The following is a 22,168-nucleotide window of genomic DNA, read 5'->3' as shown; positions in this document are numbered from 1 at the left end:
ATAACTGCCGATCCTAATTTTACCCAAAAATTAAAAGATCAGATACAATGAATTTTAAGAGAAAGTCAGCCTAATTCTGAAACAACAGAAACGGGGAAACCAATTTGGGGGCTTATCTTTACGGTGAATGTAAAGAGGGACATCTCTCAGTTCTCGCCCGTCAGCTAACCTCGTAGGCATTGAGAGGAGACTAAAGAATGAGCTTTTTACTGTCTCAATTTCATTTAGGTATTTCCTTTGACCAGTCTCTACATTTTATTAATTACCTTTATTTGATTTTGAGGTATAACTAATTATCATGAATTATTTTTAATAATTTTTGTTTAAATAGATTAAAGATTTTTGATAGATTTTTTGATCGAAAATTCATTGTAAATTGAGGATTTTTATGAAGTTAAAGAAAAACAATTTTCTTAATTTTTTCACTAATGCTAATTTTTTATTGCCGATCGTGGGTTTTTTAGGGGTGATCCTGTTATGGTGGATCATTGCTTTATTTAGGCATGAAATGATGCCCACTCCCCCCGAAGCCCTTGTGAAAAATTTGGATTTTATTTTACACCCTTTTTATCATCGTGGGCCGGGTGATCTGGGCTTAGGTTGGTTACTTTTGGCTAGTTTAAAGCGTGTTTGTATTGGCTTTTTACTCGGCGCGATCGTGGCCATTCCCCTCGGTTTTTTAATCGGAATGTCTGACACTGCATGGCAAATACTTAACCCCATTATTCAAGTCTTTAAGCCCGTTTCGCCCCTTGTTTGGTTGCCGATCGCCCTTGCTATATTCAATGCGGCCGAACCTTCCGCCATTTTTGTGATTTTTATTACCTCTTTATGGTCAACTATTATTAATACCGCCGAAGGGGTGAAAAATGTACCCCAAGAATATTTAGAAGTGGCTCAAGTCTTAGAAATGCCCCGTTGGCAACAGTTAGTTACGGTGATGTTACCCGCTAGTTTACCCTACATTTTTACAGGTTTACGCATTAGTTTAGGGGTGGCTTGGTTGGTGATCGTAGCGGTGGAAATGTTAACCGGAGGGATCGGGATCGGTTTCTTTGTCTGGGATGAATGGAATCGTCTTAACGTGAGTTCGGTCTTTTTAGCAGTGTTTGTGATTGGCATTACAGGCTTAATTTTAGATTATGCTTTGGCTAAATTACAAACTTTAATCACCCATCGCCCCGCTAAAGGTTAACAGGAGTTTATTATGAGTCACATCAAACGAAGGTTATTTCTACAGGGAATGATGGCCACGGCGGGATCGATCGCTCTTAAAGGTTGTAGTCAACCAAAAACCAATTCTAATCTAAGCCAAGGGGAAGTTGAAGTAATTATTAAACCCGAAACCCTCGAAAAACCTAATTTAACCGTTGGTTTTGTTCCTGTTAATGACTGCGCCCCCTTTGCGATCGCCCACGAAAAAGGCTTTTTCCGTAAATATGGCTTAAATGTTAAACTCAGTCGGGAAGCAAGTTGGGCTAACTCCAGAGACGGCATTATTTTTGGGCGTTTAGACGCATCTCCTGTGGTTTCTGGGGCAGTAACTAACGCTCGACTGGGTGCGGAAGGCTCACGCCATTTTCCCCTCAGTGCCGCCATGACGATCCACCGCCATGGTAACGCTTTGACCATGAATCGGAATTTATGGGAAGCAGGGATCAGACCTTGGTACACTTATAACGGCAATTTAGACCAATTTGGTCAAGATTTACGCCAATATTGGCAAAAATCCCCCATTGATGAGCGAGTTTGGGCGGTGGTGTTAAGTTCCGCCATTTATGAATATTTCGTGCGTTATCTCCTCGGCTCCGTAGGTTTAAACCCGATCGAAGAATTTAGATTAATCATTTGCCCACCCCCTCAGATGGTGAGTAATATGCGGATGGATGCCATTCAAGCCTATATGGTAGCCGAACCTTGGAATACAAGGGCAATTTCGGGGAATGAAAATGTGGGTTTTACCTTTGTTCAAGGTCGGGAAATTTGGCGAGGCCATCCCGATCGCCTTTTGGCAGTAAGGGAAAGTTTTATTAAAGAAAACCCCAAAACCTATCGCTCCCTAGTTAAAGCCATGATCGAAGCCTGTCAATATTGCAGTAAAGAGGAAAATCGAGCCGAAGTAGCTCAAATTATCTCCCAACGCTCCTTTACAGGGGCAAAAACCCAATATACAGAAGCCGCAATAGTGGGTAATTATAATTATGGTGGTTTTGATGATCAACCCAGAATTAAAAACAGTTTAGAAACAACCCTCTTTTTTGACTTACCCTCTGGCATTTCAACCATTGAAAACGATCATTCTACCTTTTTATGGCAGTCTGATGCCCTCTGGTTGATGACACAAGCCTATAGATGGGGACAAATAGAGGAATTTCCCAAAAATGTGGAAGAAATAGCCGCCCAAGCATGGCAAACCGACTTATATCGGGAAATAGCGCAGGAAATGGGGATTAAATGTCCATCGGATAATTATAAAACTGTGTCAGGATCGGCTTTTATTGATGGCAAAACCTTTGATCCTAGTGATCTAATGGGCTATATTAACAGTTTTGAAATTAGGGCAAATGCCCCGAAAATTTACGGTTTAGCTTAATTTCTCTATCCGTGAGACAGGCTAGAAGCCTATCCCACCTTGGCACAGGCATCTTGCCTGTGAACAAATAAATGACCCGAATCAAAATATTATTAATCAAAAGGAGTTAAATTTATGGTATCACCCTCCCAAAATCAACTAACAGATAATACTTCTAATGCTGATGATTTTCTAGTGATTGAAAATGTAGTTAAAAGCTTTAAAAAAGCCGATGGTAGTGATTTTACCGTCTTAAATGGCATTAATTTAACCGTTGGTAATAAAGAATATGTTTCTGTTATCGGTCACTCTGGTTGCGGAAAATCAACCCTTGTGAGAATAGTAGCAGGTTTAGAAAAACCCACCTCTGGAGTGATCACCCTTGAAGGTAAAATGATCCGTAAGCCCGGAGCCGAAAGAATGATGGTATTTCAAGGCTATGCCCTCTTACCTTGGTTAACCGTGCGGGAAAATATTAAACTGGCCGTAGATCAAGTTTTCAAAAAAAACAGTAACGCTGAAAAAATAAATATAGTTAATGAACATATTGAAATGGTTAATTTAACGGCGGCGGCGGATAAATACCCCCATGAACTTTCGGGAGGGATGAAACAGAGGGTAGGGGTAGCAAGGGCTTTGGCTACCCGCCCCAAATTATTATTATTAGATGAGCCTTTTGGGGCTTTAGATGCTTTAACTCGCCCTAAGCTACAACAACAAGTCATAGATATTTGGGAAAGTCATCCTCAAGCTGTGATGATGATCACCCATGATGTAGATGAGGCCATTTTTATGTCCGATCGAGTGGTAATGATGAGTAATGGGCCTAACGCCACCATCGGCAAAATTTTAGATATACCCTTACCACGCCCCCGCCACGCCCACGAGATCAGGGAAACTGAGGAATATTATCATTTAAGAAATGAGGCTTTAGATTTTCTGGAAAAATACCAATAATTAGGATTTGATTTTCAATCTATTCAACAATTGACAATTACTCAATTGTCAATTGTTAACTAATAACATTCTAAACCGATAGATTATACTCACAATAATTACCTTCTTTTTTTGCTTCTTCTAAGGTTTGACAAGCATGAGCCATACAACAACCACACTGAGTAGAAACTCCGGTAGACTCTGCCAGTCTTTCTATGGTACAAATGCCCTGTTTAACCGCTTTTTGAATATCTTTTTCGGTAATTCCTTGACAAATACAAATATACATCTTTCTTTAATTGGATAGGTTAACAATAATATTATTCAATAATCTTGAGAATTATTTGCAATTGTACAAAAAAATTTTTTCTCTGTCAAGGGCAGGGGTGTTTTCAATGTGAAATTTTGCCCTAAGCCTTGCCCCTCTGGCACAGGAGAGGGGTAATTTTTTAGGTTAATTTTAAAAATTTTAAATTGATTTAGAGAAAGTTTTATCTTGATTTTGGCTTAAATAACCGTCAAATACTGAGGCAATATTTCTGATTAAAAGTTTACCTCTGGGAGTTACTTTTAAACCATGATTAAAAATCTCAATTAAACCATCTTCTTCTAATATTTTTAATTGGGGTATTTGCTCCTCAAAATAATGTTGAAAATCCACATCAAAACCTAAAGGATATTTTTCTTCTAAGTCTAATAAATCTAACTGAAATTGACACATTAATTCCATAATAATTGTACGGCGAATCATATCATCATGACTTAAAGTTACTCCTTTTTCAATGGGTAATTTTCCGGCTTCCACATCTTGATAAAATGGTTTTAACCGTTTATGATTTTGTACATAAACATCATTTAACATACTAATAGATGTAATGCCAAAACTTAATAAATCTGATTCTGGTTTAGTGGTATAACCTTGAAAATTACGGTGTAATGTGCCTTCTTGTTGTGCTAAGGTTAATTCATCATTTGGTTTAGCAAAATGATCCATTCCAATATAAACATAACCATTATTTGTTAATTTTTCAATGGTCATTTGAAACATAGCTAATTTTTGTGCAGTTGAAGGTAAATATTCTGGGCTAATATGTTTTTGGGTGGGAATAATATTAGGAATATAGGCAAAATTAAACACCGCAATGCGATCAGGATCGAGTTTAATTGTTTTATTAATGGTATCAGTAAAGGTTTCTAAATTTTGATGAGGTAAACCATAAATTAAATCAACATTAATACTTTCAAAACCCGCTTCTTTGATCCAACCCATTGTTTCAAATAACATTTTTTCTGGTTGAATACGGTTAACAGCTTCTTGTACTTTTAAGTTAAAATCTTGAATGCCAAAACTAATACGATTAAAGCCAATACTTTTTAAGAAAAAGATATAATTTCGATCTAATTGACGGGGATTAACTTCAATGGAAATTTCTGCTTTTTCTTCAAAAGTAAATCGTTGATTAATGGCATTCCAAAGTATTTCTATTTGATCTTGATTGAGATAATTAGGTGTACCTCCCCCCCAATGTAATTGATTAACTTTTCTGTTTTGATCTATTAATTTTGACAGTTGATCTATATTTTTAATTACATGATCTAAATAGGGATCAGCTACTTTTTTCTGTTGGGTAATAATGGTATTACAACCACAAAAATAACAGGCACTATCACAGAAGGGAATATGACAATATAAAGAGAGGGGATTTTTTTTATAATTGGCTACAGCTATTGATGATAAAAAGTCTTTTTCTTGAAATTCTGTTGTTAATTGGGTGGCGGGAGGATAACTGGTATAACGGGGAATTGCTTTGTTATATTTTTGTAATAAATTGGCATCAAAAGTAACGGTTTGTGATAATAATTTCATAGTAGTTATTGGTTCTTTGTTATTTGTTATTTGTCAACTATCAACTATCAACTATTAAGCGGTAACTGTTAATTGATTACTGTTAACTGTTTCTGTACTTCCGGGTTTATCTTGACGGGTAATTAAATCAAAGATATGATCACCAATTGATTCTTTTACTAATGGTTCAAGATCATGAAATACATCTCGATTTAATTTAAAAGCTAAGTTTGCTTCTTCAATAATGGCATTAGTTAAAGTTTGATCTAAGGGTAAAGAATTTAAGTGATTACGATAGGTTTCTTTAAAATTTCTTTTATCTTGAATAGTGGGTAAACTATCAAATTCATAAAATTTTATACCTTGATCTTTAGGAAGATCTAAAGCTGAAATAGCAATATTTTTTAAACTTTGGCCTCCCGATAAATCCCCCATATAACGCACATAGGCATGGGCTACTAATAAGGCCGGGTTGGTGTTAGAAACTTCTTTAATCCGATTAACGTAGGTTAATCCGGCAGGTAGGGGAGTAATCTGAGCCTTCCAATCCTCTCCAAAAAAGTAGGTTAAATCTTCTTCTAATTTGCCTTGACGATTTAATTCGGGGAAAAAGATTAAACTAATAATTGGATCCTCGGCGTGACGTTGTAATTCTTCCTCTAAAGTGGTATAAACATAATATAAATTGGTTAGTAAATTGCGAAAAGGCTCTTTTTCCACAATCCCCTTGAGAAAACATTTCATGTAAGCAGTATTTTCCGAGAGGGTATGAGATTTTTTTGTTCCTTCTCGCAATAAACTGGCAAATTCATTACTCATAGCTTTTTACCTCTTAATTGATTGATCAAGGGCGATCGCCCTTGGTTTAATTTTTTTGTATTTTCATAACTATATAGTTATATGTCTGTTTTGACAAGTAAGGGTTACAAAACTTAATATTTTGTAACTGATGACGGTTGGGGGTTTATTTGGTAGATTTAATTAATAAAAGACTTCCGGCGCTCAAGCCTAAAATGTTGGGTAGCCATGCGGAAACAACGGGGGATAGAACTCCCCAAATACCTAACGAACTGCTCATAAAACCTAACAGATAATAACAGAAAACGATGCCGACACAAACCCCGAAACTGGTGGCTTTACTGGTATTTTGGGGGCGAGTACCCAAGGCCGCTCCCACTAGGCCAAAGACGAGACAAACAAAAGGCAGAGCGATTTTTTCTTGTATTCTCACTTGTAATTTTCTAATTGCTTTTTCATCGCCACTCAAACGAACCATATTCAAGTATTCTTTGGCTTGAAAAATATTCATTTCTTTATATTGTTTGCGTCTTTGTGCGAGATCAAGGGCGGTTTTTGGGAGGGCTAATTGTTGATGTTCAAAGGTTAAAATATTACGGTAAGAACCGTCCGGCGCGATCGTATAAGTTGTACCATTAAAAAAATCCCATGTATTCTCTTTAAAATTCCATGTAGCTGATTTTGCTGTAATAATTTGATTAATTTCTGGTTTAGATCTTTCTAAAATAGTTAAACCTTGCATTTTACTACCATCAAATTTTTCGGCATAAAATAATCGAATCATAATCCTTTCTTTTTGTCCATTTTCTTTTTCTATATACTGATATTCTGGATAAATAATATTATTTTCTTTGAAGGAAGTTTGAGCTTTATTTAAGGCTTTTTCTAAGGTAATTGAGGCGGTATAATTGGAAGCAGGGGCGACAAAATCATTAAAAATATAAGTAACACCTGTCATTAATAAACTAAAAATAATCCCCGGAATAATTAAACGATAAATACTAATACCAATACTTCTTAAAGCGATAATTTCACTGTCACTAGAAAGACGACTATAGGCCATTAAAGTGGCGAGTAACATGGCCATGGGAAAGGCTAAAACAATAAATTCAGGTAATTTTAAGAGAAGAATTTGTACGGCTAAATTTAAACTTAAACCTGCTTCTGTGACTTGACGTACTAAGTCAAATAAAGTGCCGATCGCCACGCCTAGAGAGGTAAATAAGCCCATCCCAAACAGAAAAGGAATCGTTAATTCTGTTAAGATATAACGATCCATGATGGAAATTCCTAAAAAATTTCCCGATAAAGAGGTAACATTTTTTGGTTTAGTTAATACGTTCATTAAGAATAATTTTAATTATTAAAAATTAAAAATTTTGAATTTTTTTATTATTAGCTATCAGCTATTAGTCAATTGTGAATTATCAATTATTTAATTATCTATGAAATTTATCACCTAAATAAAATTGTCTGACTAAAGGATTATTATATAATTCTTCTGATGTGCCATTAGCTAAAATTTCACCATCTCTCATAATATAAGAGCGATCGGTAATTTCTAAAGTTTCGCGCACATTATGATCGGTAATTAAAATACCCATATTACGTTTTTTTAAGTCAGCCACAATTTTTTGAATTTCTGAAACAGCGATGGGATCAACTCCGGCAAAAGGTTCATCTAATAATAAATATTTAGGCCCATCCTTACCAGAAGCTAAAGCCCTTGCTAACTCCGTGCGTCTTCTTTCACCTCCAGAAACTTGATTTCCTTTTGTATTAATTACTTTTTGCAGACGAAATTCATTGATTAAAGTTTCTAAACGAAAAGCCCTTTCTCTACGGGGAATATTGGTTTGTTCTAATACTAATTGGATATTTTCTTGTACTGTTAAATTACGAAAAATACTGGCTTGTTGTGTTAAATATCCGATGCCTAAATGCGCTCTTTTATTAATCGAAAGTTGAGTTACATCATGATCGTCTAACCAAATTTTACCTTCAGTCGGTTTAATTAGTCCGGTGGTCATGTAAAAAGTTGTGGTTTTTCCTGCACCATTAGGCCCGAGTAGACCGACAATTTCACCCTGATTAACTCTTAAGTTAACCCGATTAACAACTAATCTTTTACCGTAATATTTATGGATATTTTCTAAAATAATCACTGCTGACGTTTTGGGATTGGATTATATATTTAATTAACCATCATAAACGATCATTTAACAAAAATTTCAACAATTGACAATTACATCCCCAACCTCCTCCCAGTGGGGAGAAGGGGGTAAAGTTAAGACAAATTAAGCTTGTAAAGTGGGTAAAGTTTCCTTTAACACCGCTAAAACGGTATAAATATCACGTTCCGACACAAAGCCTAAATGACCAATACGGAAAATTTGACCTTTGAGGTGATCTTGACCTCCGGCTAAGGCAATATCAAATTTTTTACGGATCACACCGCGCACATCTTCCGCATTTAAGGGAGAAGGATCAACCGCCGTAATAGCATTACTCGCATATTGATCGGGTGCATATAATTTTAAACCTAAAGCCTTCACACCTTCACGGGTAATTTGGGTTAAACGCTGATGACGGGCGAAAATATTTTCTAAGCCTTCCTCTTTCATTAACTCTAAAGCCGCATTGAGGGCGAAATAAAGGTTAATGGCGGGGGTGTAGGGGGTGCTGTTTTTGGCATTGGCTTTTTTATATTTGCCTAGATCAAAGTAAAAACGGGGTAATTTTGCCGTTTCGTAAGCTTTCCATGCCTTATCACTTACCGCTAGAAAACCAAGGCCGGGGGGGATCATATAACCTTTTTGTGAGCCACTTCCCACCACATCTAAACCCCATTCATCAATGGGTACATTAGTCGCGCCCAAACTGGTGACAGCATCAACAATAATTAAAGCCTCACCATGTTCTTTAACGGCTTTATTAATTTCCTCAAGGGGGTTTAACACGCCTGTGGAGGTTTCAGAATGGGTGATAATAACCGCTTTAATTTTCTTATCGGTATCGGCTTTTAACTGTTCCCTAAAGGCTTCGGGATCAAGGGGTGTACCCCATTCGGCTGTAATAATATGGGTATCTAAACCAAAAGCTTGAGCCAGTTTACCCCAACGCTCACCAAATTTACCATTATCACCCACTAAAACTCGATCGCCCGGACTTAAAAAGTTAATAATACCGGCCTCCATTGCCCCCGTACCGCTACTGCAAAGGGTTAACACCTCATTTTTAGTTTGATGTAACCATTTTAAATTGTCGTTGACTTGAGCAATAAGATTACTAAAATCCCCGCTACGATGGCCGATCGGGTGTTTAGCCATCGCTAATAACACTTTTTCGGGGACGGGGGTAGGCCCAGGGATCATTAACATTTGTTTTTCGCCCATTTAATTTACTCCTTTTTTTAGCAATAAATTTAAAATTTTCTATATCAGTTAATACAGTGTTTAAGCTTATCTTATTTTTTGAATCTTGTCATTATAGTTTAATAAAAATTTATTTAAAAGTTGTTAAATTTTAACATACCTGACTTTTGGCCTAACCTAAGTTGTAATTTAATCATATTATCTCACTGGAATAATTTTAAGATTTTTTGATCATTTTTGGATCAAAATAAATAATCCTCTCAAGGCTTTATTGAAAAAATAATATTTAATCAATTCTTTTATGATTTAAAATTGATCAAAAGTTTTATTTTCTCAGTTGATAATTGTTGAATAATGCTCTATTTATTTTGTTTCTAAAGTCCAAACTCGATCCCAATTTTCGGCGGGGGGATGGGTAAAGAAATGTTGACATCTTTGCATATGTAAATAGGCCGCTTTATTATAGGGATCTAACTGTAAAACTCTCGCAAAACGATCTAAAGCAAAAGCAAATTTTTTGTTATTATAAAGGGTTCTACCCTGTGTATAAAGTTCAATAATTTGTTGGGTTTTTGGTAAAATTGTTTCCGTATTTAATGCCACTAATTCATAAATAGAAACGGGTTCATTTTTACCTTTTACCCTAATACGATCTAATTCTCTTACTATTACTTTATCTTTACATTCTTCATAAGTATTTTCACTAATTACAATATCACAACCATATTGTTTACTTGTACCTTCTAAACGGGAACTTAAATTAACTCCATCGCCGATCGCCGTAAATTCCATTCTTTTACTTGAACCAATATTACCACTAATGACCGAACCGGAATTAATCCCGATCCCGATCTTAATTTCCTGTTTATTCTCCGCTTTGCGCCGTTTATTAAACTCCGCTAACCGATGACGCATTTCGATGGCGGTTTGTAGCGACTTCCAAGCGTGATCCTCCAAGGGTAAGGGCGATCCAAATACCGCCATGATCGCATCCCCAATATATTTATCTAACGTGCCTTTATATTTAAAAATTACCTCCACCATTGTCTCAAAATATTCATTTAACATTCCTACCACTTCCTCCGGTTGTAATTTTTCCGTGAGGCTGGTATAACTGCGAATATCGGAAAATAACACCGTTACATCCTTACGATCGCCCCCTAAGCCTAGATTACCACTTTCTAATAACTGTTCAGCTAACTCCTGTGTCATATAGCGATACATGGTACTTTTGAGGCGTTTTTCATCGGAAATATCATCCATGACTACTAAAGCTCCGTAAACACTCTGATCACTGGCATCGGTGATCGAATTAATTGATAAATTAACACTATGTTCCTCCCCAACCTCAGAAACTAAAGGCTGATCAGGGTAATATTGTTCTCGATCTTTTTGCTCTTTAGGGTGTAAAGCCCTCTCAAACCACTGCGCAAAATCTCCTTTTTTATATTCTAATTCACCGGATTTAATCTCTACTAATTCACTCATTTTTTTACCTTCAAGGGGATCATCCTCACCAAAACCGAGTAATTCCTTCGCTTTTTCATTGGCCGCAATAATGATCCCGTTGCGATCGGTGGAAATAACCCCATTGGTTAAACTGCGTAAAATATCCCTTTGCATCTGCTCCTGTTGCTTAACTTGGGCAAAGAGTTTGGCATTTTGGATCGCTACCCCAGCCTGAATATTAAAAGCCTTCATAAACTCCTGATCACTGCGGTTAAAACTGGCTTTCCATTTTTCAGGGGGTGTGGGCCACTCATCTGGATTATACTCAGGAAAATCACCCTGTTTTTCTTTATTAACTAACTGAGTTACCCCGATTAAATCACCATCGGAGTTAAACACAGGCATACACAGTAAACTACAGGTACGAAAACCCGTTTGTTGATCGGTTTTTTTCGAGGTATCTGAGTCAGGATTAGTATATAAATCAAACCCTATATTGAGGGTTTCTCCGTCTGTATGGCGATTAGGTTGTAAATTTAATTGAGCCACTTTTCCGGCAAAACCCACGCCAATGGGAACTCTTAACTCCCTTTGGGAACCGTCTGGCATATTAATTTTTGTCCAAAGATCCTGCTTTTCATGGTCAATTAACCAGAGGGTACTACGAGCGGCATTCATTAATTTTTTGGCCGCATCCATCACTGTTCTGAGGGTTGCATCTAAATCTAAATTACTTTTACTGAGGGAATTGGTAGCCTCAATTAAAGCATTGGCCGCCCGTTGACGTTGGGTAGCCTTATAAAAAGAGCGAGAAGACTCTAAAATTAAACGGATTGAAGGCGCAAAATCCTCAAATACTTTTATATCTTCATTGGTAAAACCTTCATGGGAAACGGTTTCCCCAAGGGGGGCGGCCAGATCATGGGGGGATTTTAATTTATTTAATAATTGTACCACCGCCACCAATTCCCCATCATCCCTTAACAGGGGTAAAGCTAACATGGTATAAGTACGATAACCCGTTTTCTTTTCAAATTCTTTGGCGGCCGTGGAGCGGGGATCATCGTAAAAATCAAAGGGTATATTGACAATTTTCTTAAAAGTAGCCACCTCCCCCGCAATACCTTGATTAATGGGGATCCTAATTTCTAAAGGTTTACCATCTTCCCCTTTCGCTACAATAGACCATAATTCATCTTGATCATCATCTAATAAAAAAATGGTGGTGCGATCGGCCCCTAATAGCTCTCCCGTTTTGAGGGTGATTGACTCCAACATATCGTTGAGAATAGCATCAAAACCCTGACTATCTAAGACACTATCCAACATTGATAAAGTATCATGAAAAACCTGTAATTTTTGCTCTACACCTTCAACAACTTCTTTAAATGTATCTTGATTGAGAGGGGCTAAAAAGGCACTAAAATTGCCCCCAGTAGTTACTAAAGCACTACCCCCCGGATTAGACGGAGATTGGGAATTAAACTGATTACCATTGCTTTCTACAGTAATATCAATGGTTTGATAATCTTGATCGGATCGAGCAGAGTGATGATATGCCGCAGTCATAATTATTGTTTAATTCAGAATTGGGTTTTGATGATTATAGCAATAAGTTTAACCCAGATTCCGTAATTCAAATTGTAGCATAATAAAACACAAAAAGAATTGAGGGGAAAAGTGATCAATCATGATTGCCTGAAGTTGCTAAAAGAGGGTTAGTTTAACAATTTATTTTATTCAGTAAAAATGTTAATTTTTGAGTAATAAATTTTATTTTTTGATCAATTTATGATAAATTCGGGGTGAGGTTAATCTAATTTTTCCATAGTTTGATCAATTAAATTTAACCCTTCTTCTACTGTTTCAATTAAAGATAATTGCTCCCTTAAATGAGCCGCCCCATTAAAATCTTTACAATACCAAGTTAAATGTTTTCTCGCTTGAAAAATGCCTTTTTTTCCCTTATATTCCCATAAACCTTGTAAATGTTCTTTCGCACATTCTAAGCGTTGTTTAATGGTTATTTGATCCGGCATCTTTCCTGTTTTTAAAAAGTAATCAATTTCCCCCACTAAAAAAGGATTACCTAACGTGCCTCTCGAACACATCACCCCATCAGCCCCCGTTATTTCTAAACATTTTAAAGCCGATTCGATGGAGAAAATATCACCATTTGCGATCACAGGAATAGTTAAAATTTCTTTCACTTTTGTGATCCATTCCCACCTTGCTAAACCGTGATAACCTTGCTCTCTGGTGCGCCCATGAATAGTTAATAAAGAAGCCCCAGCCGCCTCCATTCTTTTCGCAAATTCTAAAATATTAATTTCCTGATCATTCCAACCAAGGCGAGTTTTCACCGTCACAGGCACATCCACTGCTTTAACCACTGCCCTCACAATTGCCTCAGCAACCTCTGGTTGTCTTAATAATGAGCTTCCGCCGCCCTTTTTAGTGATTTTATTCACAGGGCAACCCATATTAATATCTACGGTTTGTGAGCCTTCTAAAACTGCTTTTTCGGCGGCCGATCCCATAAAATCGGGGCGACAGTCAAACAGTTGAATACTGATGGGATGCTCATTTTCGCCTATTTCCATGAGGCGGGGTATTTGGGGTAAATGGTGAATTTCCTTAGCGTTTACCATTTCAGTGTAAAGCATGGAGTCAGGAGCATAACGGCGCACTAAACGCCGAAAAACCAAGTCAGTTACACCTGATAAGGGTGACTGAAAAACTCGACTTTTGACTTCAACTGAGCCTATTTTTAAAGGTGTTTTTAATTTTTCTTGTAAATTAGGAGATATTTTAAGCATTATTGATATTTATTTTATTATATTTAAGGTAGTTTTAGAGGCTTAATATTAATTTAAAGATTAGGTAAATCTTCAATCTAACAAACATAAGAAGATAAACTATCATTAGCAATTTCATTAACAAATCTGTGATCTGCTGTCACCATCTTAGCATTATGGTTTACAGCTAAAATACCAAAATTGATCACTATTTCCCCTTATCCTTTTCTCTTTTTTTACTTGCCTTAGAAAAGTTTGATATTTTTAAGTCTATTCCCTGATAGCTTAGTCTTTGGAATAAATCCCTCATAGTGACGATACTTCCAAAGCATATTGACCTCAACTTTATAACAATATTTGTTAATATTATAAAATCATCGGAGATTTTACTTAAATTATTCTTTTAACTTTAACTTATTTAAAATCCCCCAGTTTTAACAATCAAATACATCCGCAACATTTCCTTAATTTTTCTCCGGTAACAGAAACATCAAGATAGAATTTAGCTAAAGGTATTTTCACAGTTTTCTGTGCATGACAAGCTTTCAGCCCATTCTCTTGCATCTTTTGGTAGTTTATCTAACATTTTTTCTGCCCTAGATTGATTAATAAAATTGATAATTGTATTTTCTTTTAATTTCCTTTAATCTTATCTTTATTGTCATTATAAACTTTTAATTTTAATTTACTGCTTTTGTCTGGCCAAGCCTAATTACTTTTCGACAGTCTGATTATATTACCAATTTTTGTTATGATTTTTTCTCACTGCCTTATTACCCTAATATGTTATTCCATTATCACTTTTACCGATTATGTTTTTCAAACACGCCTTGAAACGAATTAAAACTGAACCCTCTTTCTTAACTTCTTTTCGCAAAAACACACCTGAGCGCCTCAATCATTGGTTTAAATGGTTAGCCCCCGGCCTATTGGTGAAAAGATGGTTGTTAATCAGTGCGGGGGGAGTATTACTCACCAGTTTAGGATTAGCAATTCTCTTAAAATTAACTCCAATTTATTATTTATTAGATTTTATTTCTAATCTTTTAGAGCAATTAGCTCAAATTTTACCTAATTATATTTCTGGCCCTTTAGTGATTTTACTGGGTTTATTTTTCATTTTTTGGGGTCAAGGCCGCACCATGAACTCAATCACAGAGGTACTTTTACCAGAAAGTAACGAAGAATTAGTTGATGTCTTATTAAATTATCGCCGTTTAAATAAAGGGCCGAAAATCGTGGTGATTGGAGGGGGAACAGGTTTATCTACCTTATTAAGAGGGATTAAGGTTTATAGCTCTAATATTACCGCTGTGGTAACGGTGGCTGATGATGGGGGATCATCGGGGCGCTTAAGGAGGGAAATCGGAGTTTTACCCCCAGGTGATATTCGCAACTGTATTGCGGCCTTAGCAGACGAGGAAAAATTATTAACTGAGTTATTTCAATATCGTTTTCAAGCCGGAGATGGTTTAATTGGCCATAGTTTCGGCAATTTATTTTTAACGGCCATGAGTGACATTACAGGGGATATTGAACAAGCGATCGCCGCTAGTTCTAAAGTTTTAGCCGTGAGGGGGCGAGTTTTACCCGCCACTTTAAGCGATGTGAAATTATGGGCTGAATTTACTGATGGAAGACGAGTAGAAGGTGAGTCTAATATCCCAAAAATGGGAGGAACTATCTCAAAGATTGGTTGTATTCCTGAAAAACCCCCCGCTTTACCAGCGGCCATCAAAGCAATTGATGAGGCCGATTACATAATTATAGGGCCGGGAAGTCTTTATACAAGTATTATCCCCAATTTATTAGTACCTGAAATTAGAGAAGCGATCGCGCGAAGTCAAGCACCACGCATTTATATTTGTAATATTATGACCCAACCCGGAGAAACTGAGGGTTATACGGTTTCCGACCATATCAGAGCCATTGATTATATTTGTGGGGGAAAATTATTTGATGCGGTGGTAGTACACCGTAGAAGCCCATCACCAGCGGCTTTGAAGCGTTATGCAAAAGATAATTCCCACCCCGTTTATTTAGATCGGGAACAAGTGGCAAAATTGCAAAGAAGAATAGTGATCGCTAATGTGATGGATGAAGATCCCGAAACGGGTTATGTACGTCACAATCATCACAAATTAGCTCAGATTCTCCTGCGTTGGTATCATAAACAATAATCAGTGACCATTGATCGGTAAACTTTCAATAATTATCCATTGTCAACTGATAAGTAAATTTTTGTTACCAAAAATTAGAAAAAATAAATTTTATGGATTAAACTGAGGTAAATCTTTTTTTTAAAAATTAAATATAAAAAATAAATTTTATGCAAGTCAATCTTTCATTATCTTCTCAAAAAATCACTAGATACTTATTTATTAGTATTTTGATTTTAAACTTAGTTAGTTTGATTGTTCGTGTTTTTCAAAATTTATGGTTTAAAGATTCTTTTATCATGAAAGGTCTAACCTATTTAGTCAGTTCGGCTTCTGAAAAAAATATTCCCACCTTTATTTCTTGTGTATTGTTATTCACTGCCTGTCTATTATTTTTGTTTATTTCTTTCATCAAAAAACAAGAAAAAGACCGCTATTTTCTCCATTGGTTATTGTTATCTTTTGTTTTTTTATTTTTAGCATGGGATGAGGCGGTTCAAATTCATGAATTAGTGAGCAATACAAAGGGACTTAATTCGATAAAATCATCTTTAAATTTAGCAAATATAGATTTTTTTGCTTTTACTTGGGTACTTGTAGCCATTCCACTTGTTTTAATTTTTGGGATAATTTATCTTCAATTTTTCTTTTCTTTATCGGCAAAATATCGCAATCTCTTTCTAATGTCATTTATTCTTTATGTAGTGGGTGCAGTGGGCTTTGAGATACTAGAAGGAGGGATAATGCACAATTCTGGTTTTGATAGTTTGAGTTATATTTTTGCCTCATCTATTGAAGAATTCATGGAAATGTCAGCTATTATTATTTTAATATCGGCACTATTCCAATATATCAGTAGTTATGGAATTAATCTTAATTTTTTAACTACCAATGATCACTTTGATTTAATGATCAAAAGTGATCATCCTAAACTTAATTATGTAACAGAAAATATCTTTGAAAATCAAAATTAAACTTTTGATTTAGTAAATATTTCTTTGAAAACTACAGCATATAATTGCGCTGTAGTTTTCCATGTTGGTAAGTCAACTTGAGGCGGTTTTTTCTGTTTAATTTGCCCTAAAAATTGAAGGGCGCTACCTTTAGGATCATTAATATTAATAGGAATTAAACTACTACCTCCCGCTTCAAAAGCCGCTTGATTTTTCTGACTGACGATCGCCCATTTTTCAAAACAGGCGGCTTCGGCGATGGGAAAACCAAAACCCTCGTTATCAGATAAAAACACAATGGCCGTAGCTTGACGATACCATTGGGCTAAATGCTCATTATCCACATAACCGTGATAAATGGCCCAGTCTAAGGTTTTTAATGACTCAATAAAAGCTTCTCCAGCCTCTTGACTAGAGGCATTCATCCCACCGATCAAATGAATTTGCCAATTTTCCCCAGTTACTTCCCTTAACGCTTTAGTTAAATTAATGGTCTCTGGTAAGTTTTTACTAGCAGGATCAATTCTTCCCACCGAGAGTAAAAAAGGTGTTTCAGGGGCATTAATGTTTACTGCTGGCAAATTAATTAAACTAGAATTAGAACCATTAGAAATAGTAATTAATTTGTTTTTAGGTTTAAATTTAGGGCGAAATTTTATAATATCTTGATAAGTAGCCTGACTAATAGTAACTATTTTTTGAGAGAAATAAAGAGAAGAATCTAAATAAATCAGAGAACGTAAAGCCGTTTTCAAACTGCCATATTTAGAAGCCATTTTCCACTCATTAACATCATGGATAACCGCAAGACTAGGAGGATGCCAAGGTAAAACAATGGGGTTAGAAAGCCAGACAACGCCCGTAATGCCATTTTTTTTGCAAAAAGCGGGAAAATTAAGGGCAAACCAAATTAATCTTTTTATCGGGCTATAATCGAGGGATGGCAAAGTTAAAATTTGTGCATCTATATTGTTAAGGGCGGGAGTTTTAGCTTTAGCATTAGGGGAGGCTAAAATAACAGTTTCGATTTTTTTCTGTTTTAACTCATTAATTAAAGGAGGAATTAAACGATCTAAATATTGACCAATTCCCAAACTAGGGCCAAGATAATGAGCAATTAAAGCAATAGTCATATTAATTATAAATTATTTTGATTCAACAATTGATACTTGTCAAATATCAACTGATAACCAGATTATATCATTTTTTATTATTGATTATTTATTATGATTTCTCAAATTCGTCAAGGTATTTCTTATATTATTACCTCTTTTCAAGAAGCAAAAAAAGCTCAACAAATTCCTTTATGGCTCATCACAGCTTATGCTTTTTATATTCCTTTTGAAGATTTTATTAATAGTTTAATTCCCATTTCCGCAGTTAGATCATTAATTAGTTTTATCCCTGAAAATATCTTTTATGCTACCGCTTTTTTTGTAATTTATGATCGCTTTCGTTTTCGTGGCGATATAAGGAAAACCCCCATAGATCCCTTAGTTATCGCCCTAATACTTTCTATCTTAGTTTCTGTCTTTTTTAATGGGGCTTCCCCACCTGGAAGTTTCAAAAATTTGCGGATTCATTTTCGTTATATTGCCATTTATTATATCTTAGTTAATATTGATATTCCCCAAGAAAAAATAAATTATATCTTAAATAAAATTCAACTATTAGGTTTAATTCAGGCAGTTTTTGCTTCTATCCAATTCTTTTTACCTACAAGTATAACTATCAAAATAAGTAGTTCTGTTTGTGCAGGTATTATTGAAAGTAAAGGGGCTAATTGTGGCACATTTAATGATAATGCTATTTTAGCGGCTTTTTTATTAATAACATTTGTTTTATCTTGTATTTCTTTTTATCTTGATGAGAATAACTTAATTGTCAATCAAAAAGGTAAATTAGCTATTATTTTATTACTTATTTTTGCTGTATTCGCCTCAAAGAAAAGAGCATCTTTAATGTTAACATTGATTGTACCTTTAATCATTTTTGCTTTCTCAAAAAAACGAAGATTATTAATTAAATATCTTTGGTTAATGTTAGCAGGTGGTTTGATCGCAGGTTTAACCTTATCATTAATACCTAGTCAGCCCGATCCATTAGCCGCCTCTCAAGAGCAAGATTTATCAAGTTTTTCCGCTCTTTTTACGGAAGAATATTGGAGGGCTAATGCGGAAAATTCACGGGGCTGGATGATCATTGTCACCGTTAATGCTTTAATCAAATCAGGACAATTTTGGTTTGGTTTTGGGCCGGAATTGGGCATTGTGCCAAGGGGAATCGAACCTTTTTTACAGAATCCCGAAGACGTGGCACAACTTTACCGCAATTTATATGTATTTGAAGATCCCTATTGGATTGCTATTTTTGCATATATTGGTTTAGTTGGGATAATTTTCTTTTGGTTAATTCTTTTACGTTTGAGTAAAATGGGCAAAAAATTAATGAATTTTCCTTTACCAAAAGAAGAAAAAACTATTATTATTGCAGTGCGCAGTTTAATCTTCATTTCTTTAATATATTGTTTTGTCGAAAGGTTATTTACATTAAGAAGTTTTAGTTTTTATTTTTGGTTATTTGCCGGAATTATGGCTAATAGATTTAATTATTATAAAGGTCTAAAAAAGCCTTTTCAAACTAAATTGAAACAACTTAAACAACTTAAACAAGTTAAACAATAGTGCAATTTATTTTTAATTTTCGGCGAACCATAATTGTGGCATAAATATTTAATAAAGATATACTTACCCCCGTGGAAGCTACAACTCCAATAATTTCCCACTGGGGGATCCATAACCAATTTAAAATAACATTTAAAACACTACTAATACCAATCGCTACCACTGTATCCCTTTCATATCCAGTCATATTTAATAATAAAATATTAAAAGGAGCAATATTATCTATTAATGTAAATATACATAACATAATTAAAGGAATTTGTCCCACGATAAAATCATTGCCAAATAAAGATAAATAAAATTTACTAAAAATCATTAAACTAATACTGATACAAAAAACAATCATAAATAAAATTCTGCTACTTTTTTTGACCATTTTTTCCATTGTTTCAATTTTTCCTTGAGCATAAAGACTAGCTACATTTGGTTGAAGCACACTAGAAACTGATTGATTCACCATATACATAATTAATTTTCCTTTCATGGCCGCATCATATATCCCGACTAAAGCCACATTAGTCATTACACCTAACATTAAAGTATCAATATAAGTATATAAAATTATTAAACTAGCATAAAATAATAAAGGTAATGATGTTTTTAACCAGTTTTTTATTTCATATTGAGCTTTTTCTTGGAAGATTTTTTTCGGTAAATTTTGATTGAGAAGAATCATCACAATTGATAAACAAATACCCGATACTAACACATGAACTACGGATATAATAATGGCAGTAACATTTTTATTTGTGATAGCATAAACGAAAAAAATTAAAGCAATAAAAATAATTGGTCTAATTAAAAATTCTCCGATATGTGCTTTAGTAAATTTTTGCAACCCATTTAAAGCGGCAATATTAATATTTCTGATGGAGGCAATTGGTAGAAATAAAATCCCAATCCAAAAACAGATCTCCATTGATTTATCCACTTGATCACCTAACAACCAAATAATTGTTAATGTAATCATAATTAGAACAGCACAAACCCCTAAAACAAATTGATGAGACCATTTTAATAAACCATTTATTAATCCCCAATTATTATTACTTTGATAAATAGCAATATTCTTAACTACTAAAGTATCAATTCCGGCTGTTCCTAATAAAATTAATAAATCTAAAATGGTAAATACAAACACATATAAACCATAATCAGAAGAACCTAATATTCTAGCCAAAATCATACTAATTATAAAACCACAACCTGCGGAAAAAACCTTTAAACCAAATAAACTAACTGCTCCTTTTAATAAGCGATTTTTGAGTTTGTCTCCCACACCAATTTTGGTTAATAATTGGTTTACTACTAAAGCTATTTTTTCTTTTAAGATCATAATTTTACGTTTAAATAAATTGGTTATCAATGAGTTTTTTGATTAATAATTAATATATTAATTATTAATTGGTAGTCTTAAATAGGCCTCGATCAATTGATCTAAGTTCCCATCTAACACCTCATCAACTGCACTTGTTTCATAATTTGTGCGCAGATCTTTGACCATTTGATAGGGATGAAAAACATAATTTCTGATCTGATTTCCCCAAGCCGCTTCCACCATATCACCTCGTATTTCGGCGATTTCTTTAGCTCTTTGTTCTTCTAAAATAATTAATAATTTAGCTTTTAAAATAGCTAAGGCTTTTTCCTTATTTAAAAGTTGCGATCGCTCCTGTGTACAACGTACCGCCAAGCCCGTTGGTAAATGAACGATCCTCACGGCCGTTTCTACTTTATTCACATTTTGGCCGCCTTTGCCACCGGAGCGAGAAGTAGTAATTTCTAAGTCTTGATCGGGTAGATCTAAATTAATTTCATTTTGCTCTAATAAAGGCATAATTTCCACCCCAGCAAAACTGGTTTGACGTTTTCCATTGGCATTAAAAGGGGAAATTCTTACCAGTCGGTGAGTGCCTTTTTCTCCTTTTAAATAACCATAGGCATAACGCCCTTCAATTTCTAAAGTAACAGACTTAATTCCTGCTTCTTCACCCTGAGAAATTTCATCTAAATTAACTTTATAACCATGATCATTTGCCCAACGGGTGTACATTCTCATCAACATTTGCGCCCAGTCTTGAGCATCGGTACCACCCGCCCCCGCATTAATCGTTAAAACTGCACCCTTACTATCATAAATACCCGATAAAAGTTGCTCCAATTCCCAACGATCTAAATCTTGATTTAATTGAGTTAAATCAACTTGTGCTTGATTAATTAAACTTTGATCTTCTTCTATTTCTAAAAGTTCAGCGATGGTTATTAAATCCCCCAATTTATTTTCCCAATTATAAAATTGATCTAAAGTTACCTTAAATAGATTCAATTCTTGTAAAATAGATTGGGCAAAATCTTGATCGTGCCAAAAATCAGGTTCAGCCGAAGTATATTCCAAATCTTGAATTTTAGCCTGAAGGGTAGCTAAGTCAAAGATACTCCTGGGTTTTCCCCAGGCGTAAAGTTAACAATTCAATTTCTCGTTTAAGTTGAGTAAGTTCCATAAATTTAAACCAAATCTAATCTTTTTTGTTACAATTAATATTTTGCTGATCTTTGTTCTTAGTTTAGTGTATCCTAAAAAAGACATGATTTAGTCATT

The 22,168-nt window shown here is 35.0% G+C and carries 18 protein-coding genes and 1 riboswitch; of the genes, 6 read left to right on the top strand and 12 right to left on the bottom strand.

Features of this window, described 5'->3' with window-relative positions; all coding sequences use genetic code 11:
• Positions 1–57 precede the first annotated feature (57 nt).
• Positions 58–194, top strand: a riboswitch (cyclic di-AMP (ydaO/yuaA leader).
• Positions 195–388: 194 nt separating this feature from the next.
• From ntrB to Anndu_RS09175, 3 genes are all read left to right on the top strand, one after another.
• The gene (gene ntrB / locus Anndu_RS09185; RefSeq protein ID WP_464100921.1) at positions 389–1,195 is read left to right on the top strand and encodes a nitrate ABC transporter permease; all 807 of its coding nucleotides are present in this window, start codon (positions 389–391) and stop codon (positions 1,193–1,195) included.
• 12 nt (positions 1,196–1,207) lie between these two features.
• Complete coding sequence (locus Anndu_RS09180) at positions 1,208–2,593, top strand: CmpA/NrtA family ABC transporter substrate-binding protein (RefSeq protein WP_464100920.1); 1,386 nt, start codon at positions 1,208–1,210, stop codon at positions 2,591–2,593.
• 114 nt (positions 2,594–2,707) lie between these two features.
• Positions 2,708–3,529 carry an ABC transporter ATP-binding protein gene (locus Anndu_RS09175; protein WP_464100919.1) on the top strand — a complete coding sequence of 274 codons (822 nt, stop codon included), beginning with the start codon at positions 2,708–2,710 and terminating at the stop codon, positions 3,527–3,529.
• Between the two features lie 70 nt (positions 3,530–3,599).
• Here the strand turns inward: Anndu_RS09175 and Anndu_RS09170 are convergent, their stop codons facing one another.
• From Anndu_RS09170 to Anndu_RS09130, 9 genes are all read right to left on the bottom strand, one after another.
• Positions 3,600–3,797, bottom strand: coding sequence for a (2Fe-2S)-binding protein (locus tag Anndu_RS09170; protein ID WP_464100918.1), 198 nt, complete (start codon positions 3,795–3,797; stop codon positions 3,600–3,602).
• A 180-nt stretch (positions 3,798–3,977) separates the two neighbouring features.
• Positions 3,978–5,375 (bottom strand): oxygen-independent coproporphyrinogen III oxidase, encoded by a 1,398-nt coding sequence (gene hemN, locus Anndu_RS09165; protein WP_464100917.1) that lies wholly within the window; start codon positions 5,373–5,375, stop codon positions 3,978–3,980.
• Between the two features lie 54 nt (positions 5,376–5,429).
• On the bottom strand, positions 5,430–6,173 hold the full coding sequence (locus Anndu_RS09160) for a biliverdin-producing heme oxygenase (protein ID WP_464100916.1): 744 nt from the start codon (positions 6,171–6,173) through the stop codon (positions 5,430–5,432).
• 145 nt (positions 6,174–6,318) lie between these two features.
• Entirely contained in the window at positions 6,319–7,497 is a 1,179-nt protein-coding gene (locus Anndu_RS09155; RefSeq protein ID WP_464100915.1) for an LptF/LptG family permease, read from the bottom strand.
• A 94-nt stretch (positions 7,498–7,591) separates the two neighbouring features.
• Positions 7,592–8,317 carry an LPS export ABC transporter ATP-binding protein gene (gene lptB / locus Anndu_RS09150; RefSeq protein ID WP_464100914.1) on the bottom strand — a complete coding sequence of 242 codons (726 nt, stop codon included), beginning with the start codon at positions 8,315–8,317 and terminating at the stop codon, positions 7,592–7,594.
• A 132-nt stretch (positions 8,318–8,449) separates the two neighbouring features.
• Positions 8,450–9,547, bottom strand: coding sequence for a pyridoxal-phosphate-dependent aminotransferase family protein (locus Anndu_RS09145; protein ID WP_464100913.1), 1,098 nt, complete (start codon positions 9,545–9,547; stop codon positions 8,450–8,452).
• A 342-nt stretch (positions 9,548–9,889) separates the two neighbouring features.
• Positions 9,890–12,544 carry an adenylate/guanylate cyclase domain-containing protein gene (locus Anndu_RS09140; protein WP_464100912.1) on the bottom strand — a complete coding sequence of 885 codons (2,655 nt, stop codon included), beginning with the start codon at positions 12,542–12,544 and terminating at the stop codon, positions 9,890–9,892.
• Positions 12,545–12,786: 242 nt separating this feature from the next.
• The gene (gene dusB / locus Anndu_RS09135) at positions 12,787–13,794 is read right to left on the bottom strand and encodes a tRNA dihydrouridine synthase DusB (protein ID WP_464100911.1); all 1,008 of its coding nucleotides are present in this window, start codon (positions 13,792–13,794) and stop codon (positions 12,787–12,789) included.
• Positions 13,795–14,214: 420 nt separating this feature from the next.
• Complete coding sequence (locus Anndu_RS09130) at positions 14,215–14,337, bottom strand: hypothetical protein (protein WP_464100910.1); 123 nt, start codon at positions 14,335–14,337, stop codon at positions 14,215–14,217.
• Between the two features lie 248 nt (positions 14,338–14,585).
• Between Anndu_RS09130 and Anndu_RS09125 the strand changes: the two genes are divergently transcribed.
• Together Anndu_RS09125 and Anndu_RS09120 are read left to right on the top strand one after the other, a co-directional pair.
• Positions 14,586–15,953, top strand: coding sequence for a gluconeogenesis factor YvcK family protein (locus Anndu_RS09125; protein ID WP_464100909.1), 1,368 nt, complete (start codon positions 14,586–14,588; stop codon positions 15,951–15,953).
• Positions 15,954–16,102: 149 nt separating this feature from the next.
• A complete protein-coding gene (locus Anndu_RS09120; protein ID WP_464100908.1) occupies positions 16,103–16,906 on the top strand; it encodes a hypothetical protein in 804 nt (267 codons plus the stop codon).
• Here the strand turns inward: Anndu_RS09120 and Anndu_RS09115 are convergent.
• The gene (locus Anndu_RS09115; protein ID WP_464100907.1) at positions 16,903–18,018 is read right to left on the bottom strand and encodes a glycosyltransferase; all 1,116 of its coding nucleotides are present in this window, start codon (positions 18,016–18,018) and stop codon (positions 16,903–16,905) included. The genes Anndu_RS09120 and Anndu_RS09115 overlap by 4 nt on opposite strands.
• A gap of 93 nt (positions 18,019–18,111) precedes the next feature.
• Between Anndu_RS09115 and Anndu_RS09110 the strand changes: the two genes are divergently transcribed.
• Positions 18,112–19,569 carry a hypothetical protein gene (locus tag Anndu_RS09110; protein ID WP_464100906.1) on the top strand — a complete coding sequence of 486 codons (1,458 nt, stop codon included), beginning with the start codon at positions 18,112–18,114 and terminating at the stop codon, positions 19,567–19,569.
• On the opposite strand, the gene Anndu_RS09105 is transcribed toward Anndu_RS09110, so the two are convergent.
• Entirely contained in the window at positions 19,559–20,905 is a 1,347-nt protein-coding gene (locus tag Anndu_RS09105; protein ID WP_464100905.1) for a flippase, read from the bottom strand. The genes Anndu_RS09110 and Anndu_RS09105 overlap by 11 nt on opposite strands.
• 57 nt (positions 20,906–20,962) lie before the next feature.
• Positions 20,963–22,070, bottom strand: a protein-coding gene (gene prfB, locus Anndu_RS09100; RefSeq protein ID WP_464100904.1) for a peptide chain release factor 2 whose coding sequence is annotated in 2 segments (ribosomal slippage) — positions 20,963–21,997 and positions 21,999–22,070 — 1,107 coding nt in all. Because the reading frame shifts where the segments join, the coding sequence is not laid out codon by codon here.
• Between the last annotated feature and the right edge of the window lie 98 nt (positions 22,071–22,168).

Source organism: Annamia dubia NIES-4383 (genome assembly GCF_055394725.1).
This window is presented reverse-complemented; position numbering and strand designations above follow the sequence as displayed.